We start from the raw sequence: 19,323 nt of genomic DNA on the forward strand, positions 1-19,323 counted from the left end.
TTCTCCTCGATTGCTGGAGCCAGCTTCGGAGCAGGGTAATTTGTTTTAGTAAAAATTAATAGGCTTAATGTTAGAGTAGTATCCGAAGTGAATGAAAAAAGCCGCTCCAGTTTTACCTGAAGCGGCTTTTAGTAAACCAAAGGATCAAATTATCGAGCTTTTTGCTAAGTAAGATGTAGCTAGATATTGAGTGTCGGTGCACTTTATTATTTACTCCCAATTTAGTTTTTCAATAAACTCTTGACGGTGTTTTTCTACTTTCTTTGAGAAATATGGGATCAGCCAGATTATGTGCGGAGCTCCTTTCAGCTCATGATAACTAACCTGCTTACCCATTTCATTAGCACGTAGAGCAAACTGCCTGATAGAGCTGATGTCGACTGAGTTGTCTTTAGTGCCGTGGAGGAGGAGCATTGGAGGCATGTCTTCTCCGACTTGGTGCAGGGGAGATATGGCTTCTATAAAATCAGCATCATAGTGTTTATGCCACCAATGGTGACCACTCCCCGTCAGGTCAGCCAATGCAGCATTGGCCATAATAGCATTGGGACGGGAGCTAATGGATCTATCTTCTGATGACTCGTCCAACTTCTCGTCAAGTGTTGCCAGGGCCAGAGCAATTGTTGCCCCTGCCGAGTTGCCTGCTACCATAACTTTAGATGTATCGATCTGGAGATTCTCTGCATTCGCTCTTAAGTACCTCACTAATGATTTACCGTCTGATATGGCCTCAGGGAGTAAGTTGTTGTGCCTGTCAGCCACTCTGTACTCCACTGCCACCGCTACCCAGCCTTTTTTTGCGTAGCTTTCGCAGGAAGAAAAAAACCAATCCGGTTTTCCCTCATAAAAGCTGCCTCCATGGAACATGGCAATCACAGGATGTCTCTTGCCCTCCATCACAGAGTCAGGCATAAAGATGTGGGCATCCAGCTTAAGGCCGTTTACTTCTTTGTAAGTAGTTACCAAATGACTTTCTCTTTTCTTACTGGCATCTTTAAAAAGGGTGTTTATTTCCTCCTTATAGGCCTGGTTCTGGCAGTGCTCATTGAAGTAAGCCATATTATCTTCTATGTTTTTGATGCCTAGGTTTTCGATATGGTTAAGGAGAAATCCATGAATTACCTTATCGAATACTTCCTGATTTGTAAAGGATCTCTTAATTACTGCGAAGCCTGCATCCAAACTTTTATTGTCACTGTAGCTATAATCTCTCACTGTAAGCTCCTTTTTGATTTTCTGATACAGGAAGTTCTTTAGCAAGCCTTGCAGACCATCATACTTATGCAATGTATGGTCATTCAGGTTAATAGCTTCCAGCCTATTTTTAGTATCCTTGCTTAAGCTTATAGTCTTACCAGTGTTTTTTAGGTGTATGAGCGGGTAGTCAGCCAAAAAGGCTAAGAAACTTAGCTCAATGTCTGTCCTGTACTCTCTTAAAAAAGTTTTGTTTATATTAGGGTAGTGCTTGGTTAATCTGTCCAATGGGGCTAAGAAACCATTTTGCAGAGAGTCCATTTTGGCAACAAATTCCTTCTCCGGCAACTTCGAAAGGTATGTGTTGATGTGGCTGTTGAAGTATTGGTTAAAGCGTTGACCTACATCGCGCTGCTTATACAGAAACTCATTTACTGCAGCGTTCTTTCCCTTGAATTGAATGGTATTGTCAATATCTCTTTCATCGAATGAAATATGAATATCTTTTCGGGGTTCTGCGAATAGCAAGATCTCCGTTTCCTTCACTACCAATTTAACATACCTGGCTGTTTCGAGTGGTATCTCAAATTCAACTTTTCCAGCCTTATCTAAAACTCCAGATACATTCTCAAGGTATATGAATTCTGTAGTTGAATTTTTGACATTCACAGTAATTCTAATCGTTTGGTCTGAATGCCTGATTGGCAATACACCCGCCCCAAACTGAATAATAACTGCTAGAATAAAGCTTAACCTTGATATTAGTTTTTTCATGCTGGTATAATTTTGATCTGCAGCAAAAATGAGAAAAAGAGAAGAGTGCAGCGTTTCAAATGCTGAATTTGAGACACATTATACCAATTTTTGTTCTATCCCTTTCTGATATTGGAGCGGCGTTTGGCCGGTTTCTTTTTTGAAGGCCCTGTAAAAGGAAGCTTTTGATTTGAAGCCTGCTTCGTAGGCCAAACCTTCTATGGAGTAACTGTTGCTTTCTTCGTGCATCAGGAGTTGCTTAAAATATCCGACCCGGTATGCGTTGACGAAGTCGTTAAAGTTTTTGCCGACACCATAGTTCAAAGCAGCTGAGATTTCACGTACAGGTATACTAAGGGAATCAGCTAGCTTCTGTACACTCAAATCAATATCGGCATAAAGTCTGTCTTGCTCAATTTTCTGCCGGATAAGCGCTATTATCTTACTGTAGTCATGGCTGGTGTTTTTCTTATTTTGCTCCATTAGTGCCGGAGAGAGAATCTCTATCTCAGGGAGGAAATAACACATGTAGCACAGGAAGTAGACGTAGAACGTCAGTGCCACATAAGGATGGTAGTATGTCTTGATCTGCCCAATCACAAATCCATCATTATAAATGGTTAAGGCTACGTATCCGATGGCTGCAACAGTAGTTAATAAATCCACCAGAATAAGTGCTCTAGTCCAGAATAAAGCACGTTGCGTAGCTGCTGATTGGCTTGTCTTAGTGGCTGATTTGAACTTTAACCAAAGCAGCAGCGCAAGCACGCCGTATAAGATGCAGCTTACTATTGCCCCTATATCCGTATAAAAGTTGATAAGCTGAATTATATTGTCACTATTCCGAAATCCAAATAAATGAAATCCGGAACGGTAAGCTATATCCAGAACCAGCACAGGTATAAAATGTGGGGCTATTTTACGTAACGGCTGCGTGTTTTTATATAGAAAATCCCTTACGTACAGGTAGAGCAAAGGGCCTGAAACAAACTTATAAATGATAGGGAGCCTAAAGATGCTATGAAAGTCAGGTATGACTTCCAGTAAGATGATTTTTAGACTCGCCAGGGAAAAGACAAGTAGTAAGAAGCCGAGGTAATAACTGTGTCTTTTTTGTGATCGTTTACAGAGGATTAGAAGACTTAATACGAGCGATTAAAAAGCGACCAGTGAGAAAATAACCAGAAAGATACTAAAGGGAAACTGCATGAAATGCAAAAGGTTTGTAAGGCAGTAGGCAAAGCCTGTATCTTTTAAACAGACTTATCTCTATGCTGGGCCTTAACCATTGATTACTTATAGTTTGTTAAGATACTATTATTTTTGACAAAATGCAGATTTTATTTCTTCAAAGTAACAAGTAGAAAGGGTGGACAAAAGCAGTCGGAAATTGTTTAAAGACAGAGATCGCGTGATCGAAGAGGGAATTTATCGAAACGAAAAAGCCGCTCCATGTTACGTAGAGCGGCTTTTTTACTGTAGTAGTCCCTAGGAGTGAATTATCGAACCTTATCCACATGGATTTGATGGCAGTGAATAGTTGCCTAGGGGGTGGAGAGAAGCGGTAAATTTTTCCAGCAGTTGCCTAGTAGTTCCTAACGATTAAAATAAAGCTTAATCAATGGGGGAATTGCCTCTATGGCTTAGTATTGTGGGATAAGTCTTGGTATGCCTTGCTGTTGTTCGGTTGTTTTTAATTGGTTCTACAACGACAACTTTCTTCTTTTCTACTAAATCAAATCTTAGGGTTATATTTAGAAAAAATGCTAGTGGGAACAGCATTAACCAGAGACGGCCAGAATGGAAGTCAGTAAACATTTTAGCCGTTCTTTTACCATCATCATTTTCATAAATTACATCCCTGCACAGTGTGTTTCATTACCTAAATAAGCAGATTGTCAACCATCATACTTTTAAACCACTACCAGATTTCTTTTCTCAGTGCTGGCAAGAAGCTAAGGCATTATTTTTTAGAAAATATTTAAAACTTTCAATTTAAACTTGTTTTGTTTCCAGTCCATTCTTTAAAGACTATCTTTAGGTCCGGTATAGAAAACAATTTTATAGCAGTCTCTTTAGATTTATTAAAAAATACATGAAAAGACACCTGACACCTATCAACTCAGGCAAAATCAGAGCCCTGTTTAGTATGCTACTGGTAATTTTTGCGCTGGGGTATGGCCCCGCAACGTTAGGCCAATCAACGGGTGTGCGCATAGGAACCAGTCCCGCTGCTTCGCCGGACCCCAGCGCCATGCTGGACATTTCTGCTGCCGATAAAGGTTTGCTCATTCCGCGCCTTACTGAGGTGCAGCGCCAGGCTATTGCCAGCCCAGCTACCGGCCTGATGGTTTTCCAGACCGACGGCTCTTTCGTAGGCTTCTGGTACTATGTTAGCCCCAGCGGCTGGACGTCTCTAAGCCCCGGCGGCGATAATTTAGGCAACCACACGGCTACTCAAAACCTGAACCTGTCCGATAAAGTGCTGGTGGGGCAAACAACTCCTGCTGCGGCTATAGGCACTACCGGCTTACGGGTAGATTCTGACGGCAAGGTGAACATAGGCACCAAACGGGAGGCTCCGGTTTATGCGGGGCTGGAGGAACATACTGGAGCCGGTATCCTTTCTACCGGAACATTCAAGTATGATGGTAATTTCAATTCTATAGCAGGTGCTGGCACCAGATTGCTCTGGTCGCCGGAAAGGGCAGCTTTCAGGGTGGGTCAGGTAAGCGGTGACCAGTGGGATGGCGCAAACGTGGGCCGTCATTCGGTAGGGATGGGTTCTGACGTCGTGGCTTCGGGCAATAACGCCATTGCCTTGGGTAACGGAACAAGAGCTACCGGTGAAAATTCATTTGCATCAGGCCAGGATGCAACAGCTTCCGGGCACTATAGTACTGCCATAGGTTCAAGGGTATCTACAGGTATTAGGCAAGGCGCAGTAATTATCGGCGACCACAGCAATCCTGAAACAATTACTACATCATATGCCAATAATACGATGACAATGCGCTTTGCAGGTGGTTATAGTCTATACACCAGTGCAAATGGTACTTCTGGCCTAGAGTTAGCCGCGGGGGGCAGTTCCTGGAGCTATGTTTCAGACAGCACCCGCAAAGAGAATTTTGCACCGGTAAATGGCGAAGACTTCCTTGCCAAGATTGCCCGGTTCAAGTTAACCTCCTGGAACTACAAAGGGCAAAGCGCGGACAGCATGCGCCACTACGGCCCCATGGCTCAGGATTTTTACGCCGCTTTCGGTACTGATTCCTTCGGCACCATCGGCAACGACACCACCATTAGCCAAGCCGATTTCGACGGCGTAAACTTAATTGCCATCCAGGCACTGGAAAAAAGAACAACGGAGCTGCAAAATCAGATAGAGCAGCTACTTCTTCAGAATGCCACGCTGAAAGCCAAAGCCGAGAAAACCGATGCCGATTTGCAACACCTGCAAGAGCAGATGGCCAAGCTCTCGGGTGAACTACCGGCAGGAGTTCAAGCCAAGAAATAGTTTTCAGGAAAACAAATCAGGCGACTAGCTTATGCGATTTTTAAAAGGAATGAAAGCAGCGGTGCTTTTCTCTGTTTGCCTGGGTTGGCTTGACTCTGAGGGGCAGGCCCAAGACATCATCTCGAATAGCGGTGCCTCCATTTCTGTGTCTGACGGGGCGGTGCTTACCGTGAGAGGCGGTTTCGTGAGCAGCGTCAGCGGGGCCGCCGCGCCTTCCGTAGAGAACAACGGGACCATCCAGGTCTCGGAAAACTGGCAACTCGGGAGTCCGGCTTTACATACCGGTACCGGCACCTTAGAACTGAACGGCACCCGCGCGCAGCAGATTTCCGGCACTATGGTTCACAACCTGACAGTAAACAATCCCGCTGGCGTAACGCAATTGGATAACCTTACCGTTACCGGAAATTTAACCATTACGGATGGAAACCTGACGGCCGCTGCCGGCAAAACCCTGAACCTGGAAGGCGCCATTTCTGAAACACCTGATCATATGTATGAGGGCGCGCTGGCGAAGACGGTTCAGGTTACTGCCGTAACAGCATCCAGCAGCTTCGGGAATATAGGCATTAGTTTTGATAACACTGATGGCGGTAACTGGGGCAATGTAACAGTCATCCGCCATACAGGTCCGGGCAGCTATATTTCAAACCCCAACTCGCCCAGTATACAGGGCATCAACCGTAACTGGAGCATTGCCCCTGAATTAAGACCAGACCGTAAAACCATTTCCCTCACGTTAAGCTGGTTTACAGAAGAAGACAATGGCCTGACTTTCCCCGGCAACCAGGCTCAGGTCTGGAGAAGTGAAGACGACGGATCAACCTGGATACGGGTAGAAGGCTTGAAGCCCATCACTACGAACGGGAATGTGCGAAGCGTTACAGTACAGACCAACTCCGCTTTCCTTTGGACAGTCGCCGATGAGATAACCCCGCTTCCGGTAACCTGGCTGCACTTTAGCGGCAAGGCTACCGATAAGGGGACTGAGCTAAGCTGGGCTACTGCCTCCGAGAGGGACACTGAGTCTTTCTTTGTGGAGCGTGCTGTCAATGGCCGTGACTTCCACAGCGTGGCAGAGCTGGCCGCTGCCGGCAACAGCACCATTAAGTTGCAATACCGGTACACTGACAGCGCCCTGCCGGTGCAGGGCCACACGCTGTACTACCGGCTGAGGCAAGTAGATCTGGACGGAAAGTTTGAATACAGCAAGGTGATTGCGGTGAGCAGGAAGGGCGAAATAGACGGGCTGAAGATTGCAGTTTTCCCTAACCCCTTCTCCAGGGAGCTGACGGTAAGTGTAAACAAGCCTATGGGAAAAGCTCAGTTCCGCCTGTACGACATTCAGGGCAAGAATCTCTACCACAGGCAGTTGGAGATGAGAGATGTTTGCGTGGTCCTGGACGGACTGTCCGATCTGGCAGTAGGCCTCTACCTGCTGGAGATTACCGCCGAAGGGACTACTAAGGTATTCAAGGTCCTAAAGGAGTAAAGTGGCTAAGCCCGGCGCCTGTGGAGTTGCCGGGCATTTTTTCGCTTACCTATTCCCTTAGTGGAAAACTTCCCGGCGCTGTCCCGGTCGCGGCTGCCTGAAGGGAGCTAAAGAAAGGAAAGTAACATCTGGGGAACAGATTCTTGGCCACATAAAACCGTCATGAAGGCACCCGCGGTAGCTGCAGTTAAATCGCTCGATATAGCCGTTTTGCATCGGCTTTACCGGCTGCGTGCACTTAATCGCAATCTTTTCCCGCCCTCACCGCAAGGTGAAATCGGCGCTGGTGAACTCCGGCCCGTTGTCCACCCGAATGGATGCCGGCTGTCTCTTGTATCAGGCTCACGCAGACACCATGTTCAAAATTGCTTCCCTGTTTTTCATCCCTGAAATTTGCCTCTGGGCCTTTTAGCCAGTTGAGGATTTACAATCTTGCTTCGTTTGCCAGAGCCTTGAATATTTCTACTTCATTCATGTTTCAATGATATATCTATAATCCCCGATACGCGATTAAAACTCATTATTGACATAGGAATGAGTTAAACAATTAAGTCCTGGAAAACGGCTATTTGCTGAGATCTATACTGACTACTGTGCATATTTGTGAGCCTGGATTCTCATTTTGGAGCCTCATGAATAAAAAAATTAATATGTTGTAAGAGATGAGTAAGTTAGACACAAAAATGAAGGTATGATGATTAAGCCTACGGAGCTAGTCCCTAAAATTTAAGATCGGCAAAGTAGCGAAGACAGTTGGGTTGAGAACATACCTGTGGCCTATTTCCGGATGTATAGACCAGCAGGGGCTTCTTGACGCTCCTTTGTAGCAGGGAAGGTGCTTTAGAATTCGGATTTTGTCTGAAGTGCATAAAAAAAGCCCCTCAACGTTAATTGAGCGGCCTTTCAAGTAGCCCGTAGGATGGAATTATCGAACTATTTCCACAGAGATTTGATCATGTTGGAAGCTTATCTACAAATGGGAGAGGAAGTAGTAAAAATAGTTTTATAATTGAAGCACAGGAAACTGTGTAGCTTCTGTACTTTAAAGGCTGCTATCATTAAACTGGCTTGGAAAACTCAGCAACCGGTTTATGTGATACCCGTTATTAAAATACGTAAATCAAGCATAACTACATCTGATAACCATATTGGTCCTTGATTTACCATAAGCCTATTTCCTCCATACTTTGCACTTCATGAAAGGAAAGCGAAGTATAAATTACCCTTTCACCCTTCCCTTTATCTTCTTGTAATGTTCAGGTTCCCTAATTAAGACTTACCTATGGCTACATACATTAAGCTGTTCAAAGACATTAGTTATAACGACCTTAGCAAAGTGGGTGGCAAAAATGCTTCGCTGGGTGAAATGTATAACCAGCTTAATCCGGAAGGCATACAGGTGCCGGATGGTTATGCTACTACCTCCGAGGCTTATTGGTATTTCCTGGAGCAGAACAACCTGAAAAAACAGCTAACAGCCATACTTGACAGCCTGGATACAACACATTTTAATAACCTGAATGAAGTAGGAGAGAAGGCAAGGGAGCTTATACTTTCTGCCAGGTTTCCGGAGGAGATAAGGCAGGAAATAGAAGCCGGGTATAACTACCTCAAAAAAGAATATGGCGATGAGATATCATTGGCTGTAAGAAGCAGCGCCACTGCCGAAGACCTGCCCACGGCCAGCTTTGCCGGCCAGCTGGAAACTTACCTGAACGTAAGCGGCCTGAACAACCTGTACAAAGCCTGTCACCACAGCTATGCTTCCCTTTTCACGAACAGGGCCATTAAGTATAGAGTAGACAATGGGTTTGAGCACATGCAGGTAGCTTTGTCGGTGGGAGTGCAAACTATGGTAAGGTCTGATCAGGCCTGCTCGGGCGTGATGTTTACCCTGGACCCTGATACGGGTTTCGAAAATGTAGTTGTAATCTCGGGATCCTGGGGTTTAGGAGAGAACATTGTGCAGGGAGCTGTGAATACCGATGAGTTCGTGGTTTTTAAGCCGATGCTTGATAAAGCCGAACAACCCATCATCTCACGCAAACTTGGAAGCAAAGCCAAAACTATGATATATGCTAAAAAGAAAGAGGATGAACTCCAGCTACCCACAGATGCTATCATAAACCTGGACACAGAACCCGAAAAGCAGGAAGCTTTTGTACTGCAGGATGATGAGGTGATACAACTTGCAAAGTGGGGGAAAAGGATTGAAGAGCATTATAAACAACCCATGGATGTGGAGTGGGCAAAGGATGGTGTAAACGGGGGGCTGTTTATCGTGCAGGCCAGGCCGGAAACCGTGCAAAGCCAGCATAAAGATCAGGCCTTTTTCACGGAGTATACTTTAAAGGAAGAAGGTAAAATACTAAGCTCTGGCATAGGCCTCAGTAACCGCATTGTAACAGGGGCGGCCCGCATACTTAGCTCACCCAAAGAGATAGATAAGCTGCAGGAAGGAGAAGTACTTGTTACCCGTAAAACAGACCCGGACTGGGACCCTATTCTTAAAAAAGCCATTGCCATAATAACAGAACAAGGAGGGCGTGCCAGCCACGCCGCTATTGTAGCCCGTGAGGTAGGAGCTGCTGCGGTGCTTGGCACCAACGATGCCACCCGAACAATACAGGATGGCCAACAGGTTACCGTATCAACGGCAGGCGGAGAAACCGGCTACGTGTACGAGGGCATATTGGAGTGGGACGAGAAAAAAACAGACATGAGCAAACTTGGCAAGCCCCATACGAAGGCTATGCTTATACTTGGCGATCCGGAACAGGCCTTTAAATACTCTTTCCTGCCAAACGATGGAGTAGGGTTGATGCGGATGGAGTTTATTATCAACAACTCCATACAAATACACCCGATGGCGCTTAAGCATTTTGAGAAGGTAGAGGACAAGGAGGCCCGGGAAAAGATAGAGCAGCTCACACATTATTTCGCTAACAAGGAAGACTACTTTGTAGAGAAGCTGGCAGAAGCAACAGCTATTATTGCGGCTGCCTTTTACCCCAAGGATGTGATCGTGCGGATGAGTGATTTCAAGTCGAATGAGTATGCGAACCTGATAGGGGGCAGGAAGTTTGAGCCTGAGGAGTCTAACCCCATGATCGGATTGCGTGGTGCGTCCCGTTACTACCACCCACTGTACCAGGAAGGCTTTGAATTGGAATGCCGCGCTATGAAAAAGGTGAGAGAAGAAATGGGGCTGACAAACGTAAAGCTTATGATCCCATTCTGCAGGACCGTGGACGAAGGCCGTAAAGTGATCGGTTTAATGGAAGAGTATGGTTTAAAGCGGGGTGATAACGGACTGGAAGTATACGTAATGGTTGAAATACCTAGCAACGCACTGCTTGCCGAAGAGTTTGCAGAAGTATTTGATGGTTTTTCGATAGGCTCCAACGACCTGACACAACTTACCCTCGGCGCTGACCGAGACTCTGCCTTGTTGAGTGATATCTTCTCGCCGTTCGACCCGGCAGTGCAGCAACTGATCATGATGACGCTGGAGAAGGCAAAGAAAACCGGCACTAAAGCCGGCTTATGCGGCCAGGCACCCAGCGACTATCCAAAATATGCGGCTTTTCTGGTAGAGAATGGCATCAACAGCATCTCTTTTAACCCGGACGCCTTTTTTAAAGGATTGGAAAACATGTTAGAGGCAGAGAAGGCAGCAGGGGTTAATGTATCCTCATGACATATCTTTTGGGTATACTTTGCTCAGAACCAAATTTGTGCTGTGTTATACTTTACGCTGAGATGTAGTTGATTGTATCGCTTCAGCTAACAATTCATCAACCCAGATACCGTTAGACATATGCGGTATGGTATTGCAGGTAATTACCTGTGCTGTTCCGGCCTGCAACAAGGCTTCGTAGGCACCTTTCGCGAATACGGCGTGTACACCTAAACACACAGGCGGTAAGGGGCTTAGTTTTCTTAACTGCTGTATTGTTTCGATCATAGTGCGGGCCGTTGATATGATGTCATCTATTAAAACCGGTGTATGATCCTCGTATTTGGCCATTTCGGGCTGAGTTACCTGTACTTCTCTGTCGCCTAGCCTTGTTTTGTTAAGTACTAAGAAAGGCGCTTTAGCCAGGGTGGCAACCTCTTTTACCCATTGCATGCTTTCTTCGTCGGGGCCTATCAGCACTGGCTTCGCTATATTACTTTTAACCCAATTGGCCAGAGTCGGAGCGGCATGTAGCGCAATGGCCGGTATAGTATAAAGCTCCTGCATGTGGTTGAAGCGGTGCAGGTGCGGATCTATAGTTACAAGATTGTCTGCAATGCCTGGAATCAGGTCTGCAAAGTACCTGGAGGTTACTGCCTCTCCAGGATTAAACTGAATATCCTGGCGCATGTAAGCCAGGTACGGCGCGATCAGGCAAACGCTGCCAGCGCCCAGTTCACGGGCTGTTCTGGCAAGAAAATATAAAGGCAGCAGTTTACTGTCAGGCTGGTGCAGGGTGCAGACAAGTATAACCTGTTTCTGATGCACATCTGAAAGTATGCGCACATAGGTCTCGCCATCCGGGAAATGCCTAATCACTGTCTCTCCAACTTCAGCCTCAAGTGTAGCTGCAAGTGACTGTGTGAGCACTTCATTCCCGGGTAAGGCAAATAATATCCTGCTCATGATGTTGCCAGTTGAACAATATGGTTGGAACTGTGTAAATAGGAGAGGACATAACTTAGCTCACCCTGAGACGCTGCGTAGATCGTAAAAAGTGGCTCTCCTTTATGGATATGTTTCCCGATAGGCGCCTTAAAAAGTATGCCCGCACCCGGAGAATTTGGTGCTCCGGCAAGCTTACCTACCTTGGCTAATTTCCGGTTGTCGATAGCCTGCACCACACCGCTTGCCATGGCGGGCACATCGTGTTGTATGGCAGCAGGCACCGGTTCTCTGAACCCGCCCTGGGCCTCGCATATCCGGTAGAATTTGTCAAGGGCCTGGCCGCTTTCCAATAAATTGCGCGCGCGCTCAGCTCCTTTCCCTTTTGGTACGGCACCTGCAACTTCCAGCATAAGGCCGGCAAGCTGTACAGCCCGGTCTTTCAGGTCGGCGGGAGCATTTGGTTCGTTGCGTAGTACAGCCAGCACATCCATGGCTTCCAGTGCAGGACCAATGCCTCGCCCCACCGGTTGGGTACCATCAGTTATGAGCACCTCTACACCCATTCCTATGGACAGGCCCACAGCCCTTAAATAATATTCGAGCAAAAAAGCTTCTTCCTTTGACCTTACTTTAGCCGTTTCACCAACAGGAATGTCTATTACTACATGCGTTGATCCGGCTGCTGCTTTTTTAGAAAGCACTGATGCGATCATCTGACCAGCACTATCTACGTCAAGCGCTTTCTCCACCGATATGATCACATCGTCTACAGGGCTTAGCTTTACGGCGCCACCCCAGGCCATGCAACCGCCTTCCTGCCTTACCACATCCTTTATCTGCTCCAGCGAAAGGTTTACAGGTGTCATGGTTTCTATCACATCGGCAGTTCCGGCAGGTGAAGTAATGGCTCTGGATGAAGTTTTGGGTATGATAAGTCCGGCTGCTGCTACAATGGGTACAATGATGGGGGTGGTACGGTTTCCCGGTAATCCCCCTACGCAGTGCTTGTCTATGATCAGGGGCTCGTCCCATTCCAGCGTTGAGCCTGAGTTTATCATGGCTTTAGTAAGGTAGATCACTTCATCAAGTGCCAGGTTATCTCCGGAGCAGACTGTGACAAAAGCCGCTATTTCTATTTTAGAATATAAGCCTTGTGTTACATCCGCGATGATGTGCTGAATGGCCGATTCATTGAATTTTTTACCGAACATCTTAGCCCTTACTTCACTGAATGAAAGTATAGGCTGTAAATGCGTAACAGTTATCAGGTCGCCTTCTGTTGCTCCGAGTTTATTAAATGCCTCTTCCGATAAAACGGCCTCCCCATGCTCTATTAGTCCGGATGTAATTACATTCACCGTGGCAATGATGGTATGCGAACCATAGTTAACAGCTACCCTAGTATTGGCTGTAAAACCCTCAGAGCGGCAAACCGGGGAATCGGAACGCATAAAGATGATGTTCTCGGTATGCGTATCGATGCCCAGCCTGCGTAAGCGCATCATGTTGCCGTTGCTTTCGTGCATATTAGGTGCCGCATAAGTTCTCTACTTCACTTAATGTACTATGTATGAAAGATGATGTTCTCGGTATGCGTATCGATGCCCAGCCTGCGTAAGCGCATCATGTTGCCGTTGCTTTCGTGCATATTAGGTGCCGCATAAGTTCTCTACTTCACTTAATGTACTATGTATGCAATTATCCCGTACTCCTGCTTTGTGCAGCAGCGCTTCGTTGTCTAGCAGCTCTTTGCACAGCACAATCCTCATGTCCAGCAGCGTTTGTTTTTCGGTATGGGATAGTGTTGTAAGGCAGGTGAGTGGGTAAAGCACAAAAGAATCCACCATGTCTTTTATGCCGCCTTTGTGCGGGAAGTCCCACCCGACCAGGTGCAGGTTTACGCAGTTGGCATACCGTATGGCATCTTCGGTAAAACGCGTGTTGGTTACTACCCACCCCTGGTGAAAACGCACCTCAAACTCATGTTCTGAAGGCCAAACTTTTTCCACGTCCTTAAACCTGGACTGTATGTACATTGGGATCTTTATGTTCGATTTGTTATGGTGCAGGTTATGGTACTTGCATTCGATCATGTAACGTTTCCCGTCTTTAGAGGCAACAACGTCTATTTCGTGCCGGACACACTGGCCATCAATAAAAACACCAATTTCAGTAGCATAACCCTGTACTTTTAGTAGTTCAGACACAAATTTCTCGAATGGGAAACCTGACGGGCCTAGCTGCATAACACCCTGTTTTAAACTGTACCTGGCGGCGGTGCTTTTGGATAGTTTTTTAAGAATTCCGAAAGCATGTTTGTAGATCTTTTTGGTTGATATACCCTCAAAGAGCATCGGTTCCAGTTGACGGAGAACATCCTGTACAACCTCATCGCTGGCTCCGGACTTACGGAGGGACATTGTAAGTTTGCCAACAGAGTAAAGCACTTTATCACCAGAAGCCTTTGTTATGATCAGCTGTTCCATCGTTTCAGCCATGCAAGTGGGATTTGTTTGTATTGTGCAGCATAATCAAGTTCCGGAGTTTGAGGCACAAAATCAAGAAGGTTTAGTTGTTATTTTATTGCGCTACCCAGCCGCCATCAACCAATAGGGCATGCCCTGTGGTAAACGAGGAGGCGTCGGAGCAAAGCCAGATGGCTGCCTCGGCAATTTCTTCCGGCTCCCCAAACCGGCCTATCGGCTCTCCGCTTACCATAGCTTCTTTTGTGAGCTTGTTTTTATCTATAAACCTGTCGATCATGGCTGTCTGGATAGCTCCCGGGCAAATAGCATTTACCCGTATCCCTTGCTGTGCATACTCCAGGGCCGCAGCTTTTGTGATACCGATAACTGCGTGTTTTGAGGCGGTATAGATAGGTATACCCGGAAACCCGATAACCCCTGCAATGGAGGAGCAGTTAACGATAGCGCCTTTTCCCTGTTGCAGCATGTGCGGTATCTGGTGCTTCATGCATTGCCAAACGCCTTTCACATTTATGCCGATTACCCTGTCGAAATTCTCTTCTGTTACCTCGTGTGTAGGAGCAGATTCGCCTTCTATGCCGGCATTGTTAAAAGCATAATCAAGCCTGCCATAAGTGCTTATGGTTTGTTCTACCATTGCCCTCACCTCGCTGTCCTTGGAAACATCGCATTTGATGAAGATAGCTTCCCCGCCAGCAGACTTGATACTGTTTACTGTCTCATCGTCTTCTTTCCAATCCACTACGGCTACTTTAGCACCGCGCTTTGCAAACAATATTGCTGTAGCCTTGCCAATTCCAAAGCTTGCCCCGGTTATAATGGCTACTTTATCCTGAAACTGCTTTTCCATAGTTTGAAATTTTAGGTTGTTATCTCCTTTACTGTTATGTCTGATTAAAACAGTAACTGCTTTACTTATAAACAGACAGGGTGAGGGGTAGGCTATACTTTGCTGTCAAGCAACAGTCTTTGTTGGATTTTTTCTAATAATTATATGTTTAACAATACGAAGGGTATGCAAATTTGACTGTAAAACAAACAGGATTAATTTGTTACGTCAGATACTGTGCTTTTTGAAGTATGATCTAGATAAACTATGTATTACAAGAACGATCTATCAAATTTTCGCAACCTTCTTTATCAACAAGCACTAAACTTTAAAGAAAGTCAGCAAATGAGCAGCATGTTTAGTTAGGACTTTGCTTCTTCTTTTGTGATGCAGGTATAGCTTGTTAGTTGTGCTGAAAATAAAGTTTGGCGGCAAATGATTTTTTAAGCGAGTTCTATAACATGGAAACGCTTGTTATAATAACCGTATTGGCATTATATGGTATAGGTACAATATATCAGTAACAGGTGGCATTGGTATGGATTTATCCTGTACTACCCTTCGTGTTTTAGGCACTTACTATTCTCAAACTCCAACGTATGAATGTTGTATTCTTCAGTTCTAAACCATACGATGCCCATTTCTTTAAAGAAGCTAATAAGCAGCATAGGCATCACCTCAAGTTTTTGGAAGTGCCGCTAAACGAAAGTACAACTGTACTTGTAAAAGGGCATGTTGCAGTTTGCGTTTTCGTAAATGATACTGTTAATGCGAAGGTGTTACAAATTATGGCTGATGCAGGTGTGAAAATGGTAGCTTTACGCTGTGCCGGCTATAATAATGTAGATCTTGATGCTGCAGTACAAACAGGTATCAAAGTGGCGCGTGTGCCTGCTTACTCTCTATATGCAGTGGCTGAACACACATTGGCACTCATACTTACATTAAACCGAAAGACCCATCGAGCTTATAACCGTGTCAGGGAAGGGAATTTTGCGCTCAATGGTCTTATGGGTTTCGATCTGCATGGCAGAACTGTTGGATTGATAGGTTTAGGTAAGATAGGCCTGGTTACAGCCCAAATTCTCAAAGGTTTCGGTTGTAAAGTACTGGGATACGACATCAAAAAGAGCGCGGAAGCAGAGGAGATAGGTATTGATTTTACAGATCTTGATAACCTGTATGCGCAATCAGACATTATTTCGCTGCACTGCCCTCTGACTCACCATTTGATAAATGAAGTATCCATCTCTAAAATGAAGAATGGAGTAATGCTGATCAATACCAGCCGTGGTGCCATCATAGATACTGTGGCCGTTATAAAAGGGCTGAAAACCGAAAAGATAAGTTATCTGGGACTGGATGTTTACGAGGAGGAAGGAGACATGTTTTTTGAAGACTTATCGAACAAAGTGATACAGGATGATATTTTTATGCGCCTGCTGTCTTTCAACAATGTATTAATAACCGGCCATCAGGCTTTTTTTACTACAAATGCCCTCGAAAGTATAGTCCAGATAACTTTGCAGAATATAACAGACTTAGAACAAGGAAAAGACCTGGTAAATAAGTTGCTGCCTTAGCGGGTTTTAGCTGCCTGAAGCATAGTTGTTATAATCCGATAAGCTGGCCATATGATTTACCTGCTCTCGCTGCTGCCTATACTTTTACTTATAGTTGTTTCCTTAACCCGGGGGGTAAAGCCTGCTGTACTGGCAAGTTGGGCTGTTACTTCTGTTCTGTTTTTTTACTGGGGGGCCGGTGCAGCGCATTACATGGGTGCAATGGGTGTGGCATTCTTAACTACTGTCAATATTTTGCTCATCGTGCTCGGTGCTGTTTTCCTTTACAGCATAATGTTCCATACGGGTATGGTTGAGCAGCTGATAAGCTCCTTAGATAAATTACACCCCTCTAAAGAGCTTCGCTTTTTCGTGCTAGCCCTGGGCCTTACAGCTTTCTTTGAGGGAGTGGCAGGTTTCGGCACACCCGGGGCCATAGTGCCGCTTATACTTATTGCGCTGGGTTTTAATGCTGTTTTATCGGTGTCGGTGGTGCTGCTGCTGAATGGGTTGTTTGCCTTGTTCGGTGCAGTGGGTACGCCTATACTTATCGGGCTGCAGTTGCCTCTGGGGCTTTCAGCCACCGAGGTACAAGCTATTGGAATTACGGCTGCTTTACTTTTAAGTATAACTGGACTACTGGTGCTTTGGTTTGTGTTCAGAATGGTAGACAGGCAGCACGCGCCGATAACATACAAAAAGCAGGTTGTGGTACTGTATGCTTTTATTATGGTCCCGTTTTGCGCCATAGCCTGGCTGGCTCCTGAACTTGCCACTGTCTTCTCTGCGCTTGCCATGCTGGGGCTTTCTGTCTTATACCTGCGGCAAAAAGATAGTCCTACTATTAACTTTTGGCCATGGCTGCCTTATGCGGTACTGGCCGTTTTGCTCCTGTTGCCTAAGCTCTTCTGGCCCCTGAAAGAATGGATTGACCTGGAACTAAGCTTTGAAAATATGTTCGGTTCAGGCATCGGTGGAGGTATTAAGCCGTTACAATCACCGTTCATCCCTTTTGTAGTTGTAGGGCTTGGCGTAGCCTACTTTAAAAAAACCACCTCTCTCTACCTAAGTGAGCCGCTTGGTAAAATGTTGAATGTATTCGTTGTGCTTTTCCCTTCTGTAGCCATTGCGCAGCTCATGATCTTCTCTGGTGTTGAACAGCCATCTATGGTGCGTAATATTGCAGCATTGCTGGGTTCGCTTGGTCAGGCTTACCCTCTATTTTCGCCTTTGATAGGGGTGTTGGGTGCATTTATTACGGGTAGTACTACTATATCAAATCTGGTCTTTGGCGCAACGCAGCATGAAGCCGCCCAATCCCTAAACCTGGATTCCAACACAATACTGGCACTGCAGCTGGTGGGTGCTTCGTTGGGTAATGCTGTTTGCATGTTCAATATTATTGCCGCTGCCTCAGTGGCTGATATTAAAAACTATAAAGCGATACTTTCAAATAACCTTGTGCCTGCCACGGTAGCAGCGCTGCTGGCAGGTATGCTGGGTATGGCCTTACTGGCTTTGTAAACAGTAAATTGTAAACTGTTACTATATGGTTCATTTTACCGCAATTCATGAGTATTGTCAAATAGCATAAGCCAAGCAATTGCCTTATGTCCTGTAAAAAGTAGCGAAGCTCATAACATGTACTCATTCAGAATCGATTTTAACCAGACTCATTTTTTCCCTTAACAGACAAGCTTATCTATGGGCATTATTTATAATATCTTTTAGGCTGTACATCGTACTAAATTGATAGGCAGTAAACTCTACAGCAGTTACTGATTAAGGTAGCTAACCTATTAACACTGAGCACATGCAAAAAATAACGGATAAGAACTGACATAGCCTGCGCGCTGATGAAGTAAAGGAGATTTTGAGTGTGTACGTAGAAGAAGGTTTAAGCAGTGCAGAAGCTGCAGAAAGACTAAAAAAGTATGGGCGTAATGTGCTAACTCCCAGATAACAACAATATGCCTTTGTCCGGTTTCTGCTGCAGTTTCATCAGCCACTTATCTATCTTCTGTTAGCGGCAACAGTTATCACCATTTTCTAGGGGAGTATCTTGATGCCCTTGTAATATTTGCCGTTGTTTTCATTATGCTTTGATAGGTTTCCTACAGTGGTCTAAAGCATTAAGGGCTATCGATGCACTGTTAAAAAGTATGGCCCTGCACGCGTTGGTTGTCAGAGATGGGAAAAAACGAACATTGATGCCAGTGAACTGGTGCCCGGCGATATCGTATTAGTGCAATCAGGTGATAAGGTTCCGGTTGACCTGCGCCTGGTACAGCTAAGATATATAAGAGTAGACGAGTCGGCATCAACCGAAGAGTCTGTAGCGGAGGTGAAGAACACTAAACCTGTACCGGAAGACGTAATGATAGGAGACCAGTTCTGCCTCGGGTTTAGCTCCACGCTAGGTACATACGGCCAGAGCAGAGGGACTGTAATAGGAACCGGCGATAATACGGAGGTTGGTAAAATACAAAAGTCCATAGCTGTCGCCTAAGTACTGTAGACACCGCTTACTAAAAAGATCAAAAAGTTCAGCCATTTGCTGCTCTGGGTGATTCTGGTATTAGCAGCTATCGTGTTTGCCAGAGTGGCGCCTGACCAGAAACTGTGGCTGGTAAGAATGTTGCAGGCAAAGGGTAAGATTGTAGCCATGACCGGTGCCGGCGTAAACAATGGTCTTGCACTGAAGCAGGCAAACATCTGAATAGCAATGGGAATTACAGGCACCGATGTAGCTAAGGAAGCGGCCGATATGTTACTCACAAACGACAATTTCTCATCCATTGAAGGAGCAGTGGAAGAGGGTAGAGGGGTGTTTGATAATTTGACTAAACTTCGAAGATCTCTC

The 19,323-nt window shown here is 45.5% G+C and carries 14 protein-coding genes and 1 pseudogene; 8 read left to right on the plus strand and 7 right to left on the minus strand.

What is annotated here, in order from left to right:
• Positions 1-210 precede the first annotated feature (210 nt).
• Together Q1B04_RS13300 and Q1B04_RS13305 are read right to left on the minus strand one after the other, a co-directional pair.
• Positions 211-1,968 carry an alpha/beta hydrolase gene (locus Q1B04_RS13300; RefSeq protein ID WP_299759516.1) on the minus strand — a complete coding sequence of 586 codons (1,758 nt, stop codon included), beginning with the start codon at positions 1,966-1,968 and terminating at the stop codon, positions 211-213.
• A gap of 78 nt (positions 1,969-2,046) precedes the next feature.
• Complete coding sequence (locus Q1B04_RS13305) at positions 2,047-2,844, minus strand: AraC family transcriptional regulator (protein WP_299759518.1); 798 nt, start codon at positions 2,842-2,844, stop codon at positions 2,047-2,049.
• A gap of 1,198 nt (positions 2,845-4,042) precedes the next feature.
• Here Q1B04_RS13305 and Q1B04_RS13310 point away from each other — a divergent pair.
• Both Q1B04_RS13310 and Q1B04_RS13315 read left to right on the plus strand, forming a co-directional pair.
• Positions 4,043-5,464 carry a tail fiber domain-containing protein gene (locus tag Q1B04_RS13310; RefSeq protein ID WP_299759520.1) on the plus strand — a complete coding sequence of 474 codons (1,422 nt, stop codon included), beginning with the start codon at positions 4,043-4,045 and terminating at the stop codon, positions 5,462-5,464.
• A gap of 31 nt (positions 5,465-5,495) precedes the next feature.
• Positions 5,496-6,956 (plus strand): T9SS type A sorting domain-containing protein, encoded by a 1,461-nt coding sequence (locus Q1B04_RS13315; protein ID WP_299759522.1) that lies wholly within the window; start codon positions 5,496-5,498, stop codon positions 6,954-6,956.
• 57 nt (positions 6,957-7,013) lie between these two features.
• Here Q1B04_RS13315 and Q1B04_RS20030 read toward each other — a convergent pair whose 3' ends face one another.
• Positions 7,014-7,205 carry an integrase core domain-containing protein gene (locus Q1B04_RS20030; RefSeq protein WP_366524700.1) on the minus strand — a complete coding sequence of 64 codons (192 nt, stop codon included), beginning with the start codon at positions 7,203-7,205 and terminating at the stop codon, positions 7,014-7,016.
• Positions 7,206-8,238: 1,033 nt separating this feature from the next.
• Here Q1B04_RS20030 and ppsA point away from each other — a divergent pair.
• Positions 8,239-10,656, plus strand: coding sequence for a phosphoenolpyruvate synthase (gene ppsA, locus Q1B04_RS13320; protein WP_299759524.1), 2,418 nt, complete (start codon positions 8,239-8,241; stop codon positions 10,654-10,656).
• Positions 10,657-10,701: 45 nt separating this feature from the next.
• Here ppsA and Q1B04_RS13325 read toward each other — a convergent pair whose 3' ends face one another.
• The 4 genes from Q1B04_RS13325 to Q1B04_RS13340 all read right to left on the minus strand — a co-directional run bounded on the left by Q1B04_RS13325 (position 10,702) and on the right by Q1B04_RS13340 (position 14,919).
• Positions 10,702-11,601 (minus strand): ribose-phosphate pyrophosphokinase, encoded by a 900-nt coding sequence (locus Q1B04_RS13325; RefSeq protein ID WP_299759526.1) that lies wholly within the window; start codon positions 11,599-11,601, stop codon positions 10,702-10,704.
• Positions 11,598-13,109: a thymidine phosphorylase family protein gene (locus Q1B04_RS13330; RefSeq protein WP_299759528.1), complete on the minus strand. Its 1,512-nt coding sequence runs from the start codon at positions 13,107-13,109 to the stop codon at positions 11,598-11,600. The genes Q1B04_RS13325 and Q1B04_RS13330 overlap by 4 nt, the downstream gene beginning before the upstream one ends.
• A gap of 123 nt (positions 13,110-13,232) precedes the next feature.
• Positions 13,233-14,069, minus strand: a complete 837-nt coding sequence (locus Q1B04_RS13335) for a restriction endonuclease (protein ID WP_299759531.1) — start codon at positions 14,067-14,069, stop codon at positions 13,233-13,235.
• 94 nt (positions 14,070-14,163) lie between these two features.
• Positions 14,164-14,919, minus strand: coding sequence for an SDR family oxidoreductase (locus Q1B04_RS13340; RefSeq protein ID WP_299759533.1), 756 nt, complete (start codon positions 14,917-14,919; stop codon positions 14,164-14,166).
• Between the two features lie 578 nt (positions 14,920-15,497).
• On the opposite strand from Q1B04_RS13340, the gene Q1B04_RS13345 reads away from it, so the two are divergent.
• The 5 genes and pseudogenes from Q1B04_RS13345 (at position 15,498) to Q1B04_RS13365 (ending at position 19,179) form a co-directional block, all read left to right on the plus strand.
• Positions 15,498-16,481 carry a 2-hydroxyacid dehydrogenase gene (locus Q1B04_RS13345; protein ID WP_299759535.1) on the plus strand — a complete coding sequence of 328 codons (984 nt, stop codon included), beginning with the start codon at positions 15,498-15,500 and terminating at the stop codon, positions 16,479-16,481.
• Positions 16,482-16,532: 51 nt separating this feature from the next.
• Positions 16,533-17,984, plus strand: a complete 1,452-nt coding sequence (locus tag Q1B04_RS13350) for an L-lactate permease (RefSeq protein ID WP_299759537.1) — start codon at positions 16,533-16,535, stop codon at positions 17,982-17,984.
• A gap of 322 nt (positions 17,985-18,306) precedes the next feature.
• Positions 18,307-18,513 (plus strand): annotated as a pseudogene (locus tag Q1B04_RS13355) (cation-transporting P-type ATPase).
• Between the two features lie 153 nt (positions 18,514-18,666).
• Positions 18,667-18,969: a hypothetical protein gene (locus Q1B04_RS13360; RefSeq protein WP_299759768.1), complete on the plus strand. Its 303-nt coding sequence runs from the start codon at positions 18,667-18,669 to the stop codon at positions 18,967-18,969.
• Between the two features lie 57 nt (positions 18,970-19,026).
• A complete protein-coding gene (locus tag Q1B04_RS13365) occupies positions 19,027-19,179 on the plus strand; it encodes a hypothetical protein (RefSeq protein ID WP_299759539.1) in 153 nt (50 codons plus the stop codon).
• The last annotated feature ends 144 nt before the right edge of the window (positions 19,180-19,323 follow it).

It is taken from the genome of uncultured Pontibacter sp., from assembly GCF_947495565.1.
Taxonomy (GTDB): domain Bacteria; phylum Bacteroidota; class Bacteroidia; order Cytophagales; family Hymenobacteraceae; genus Pontibacter.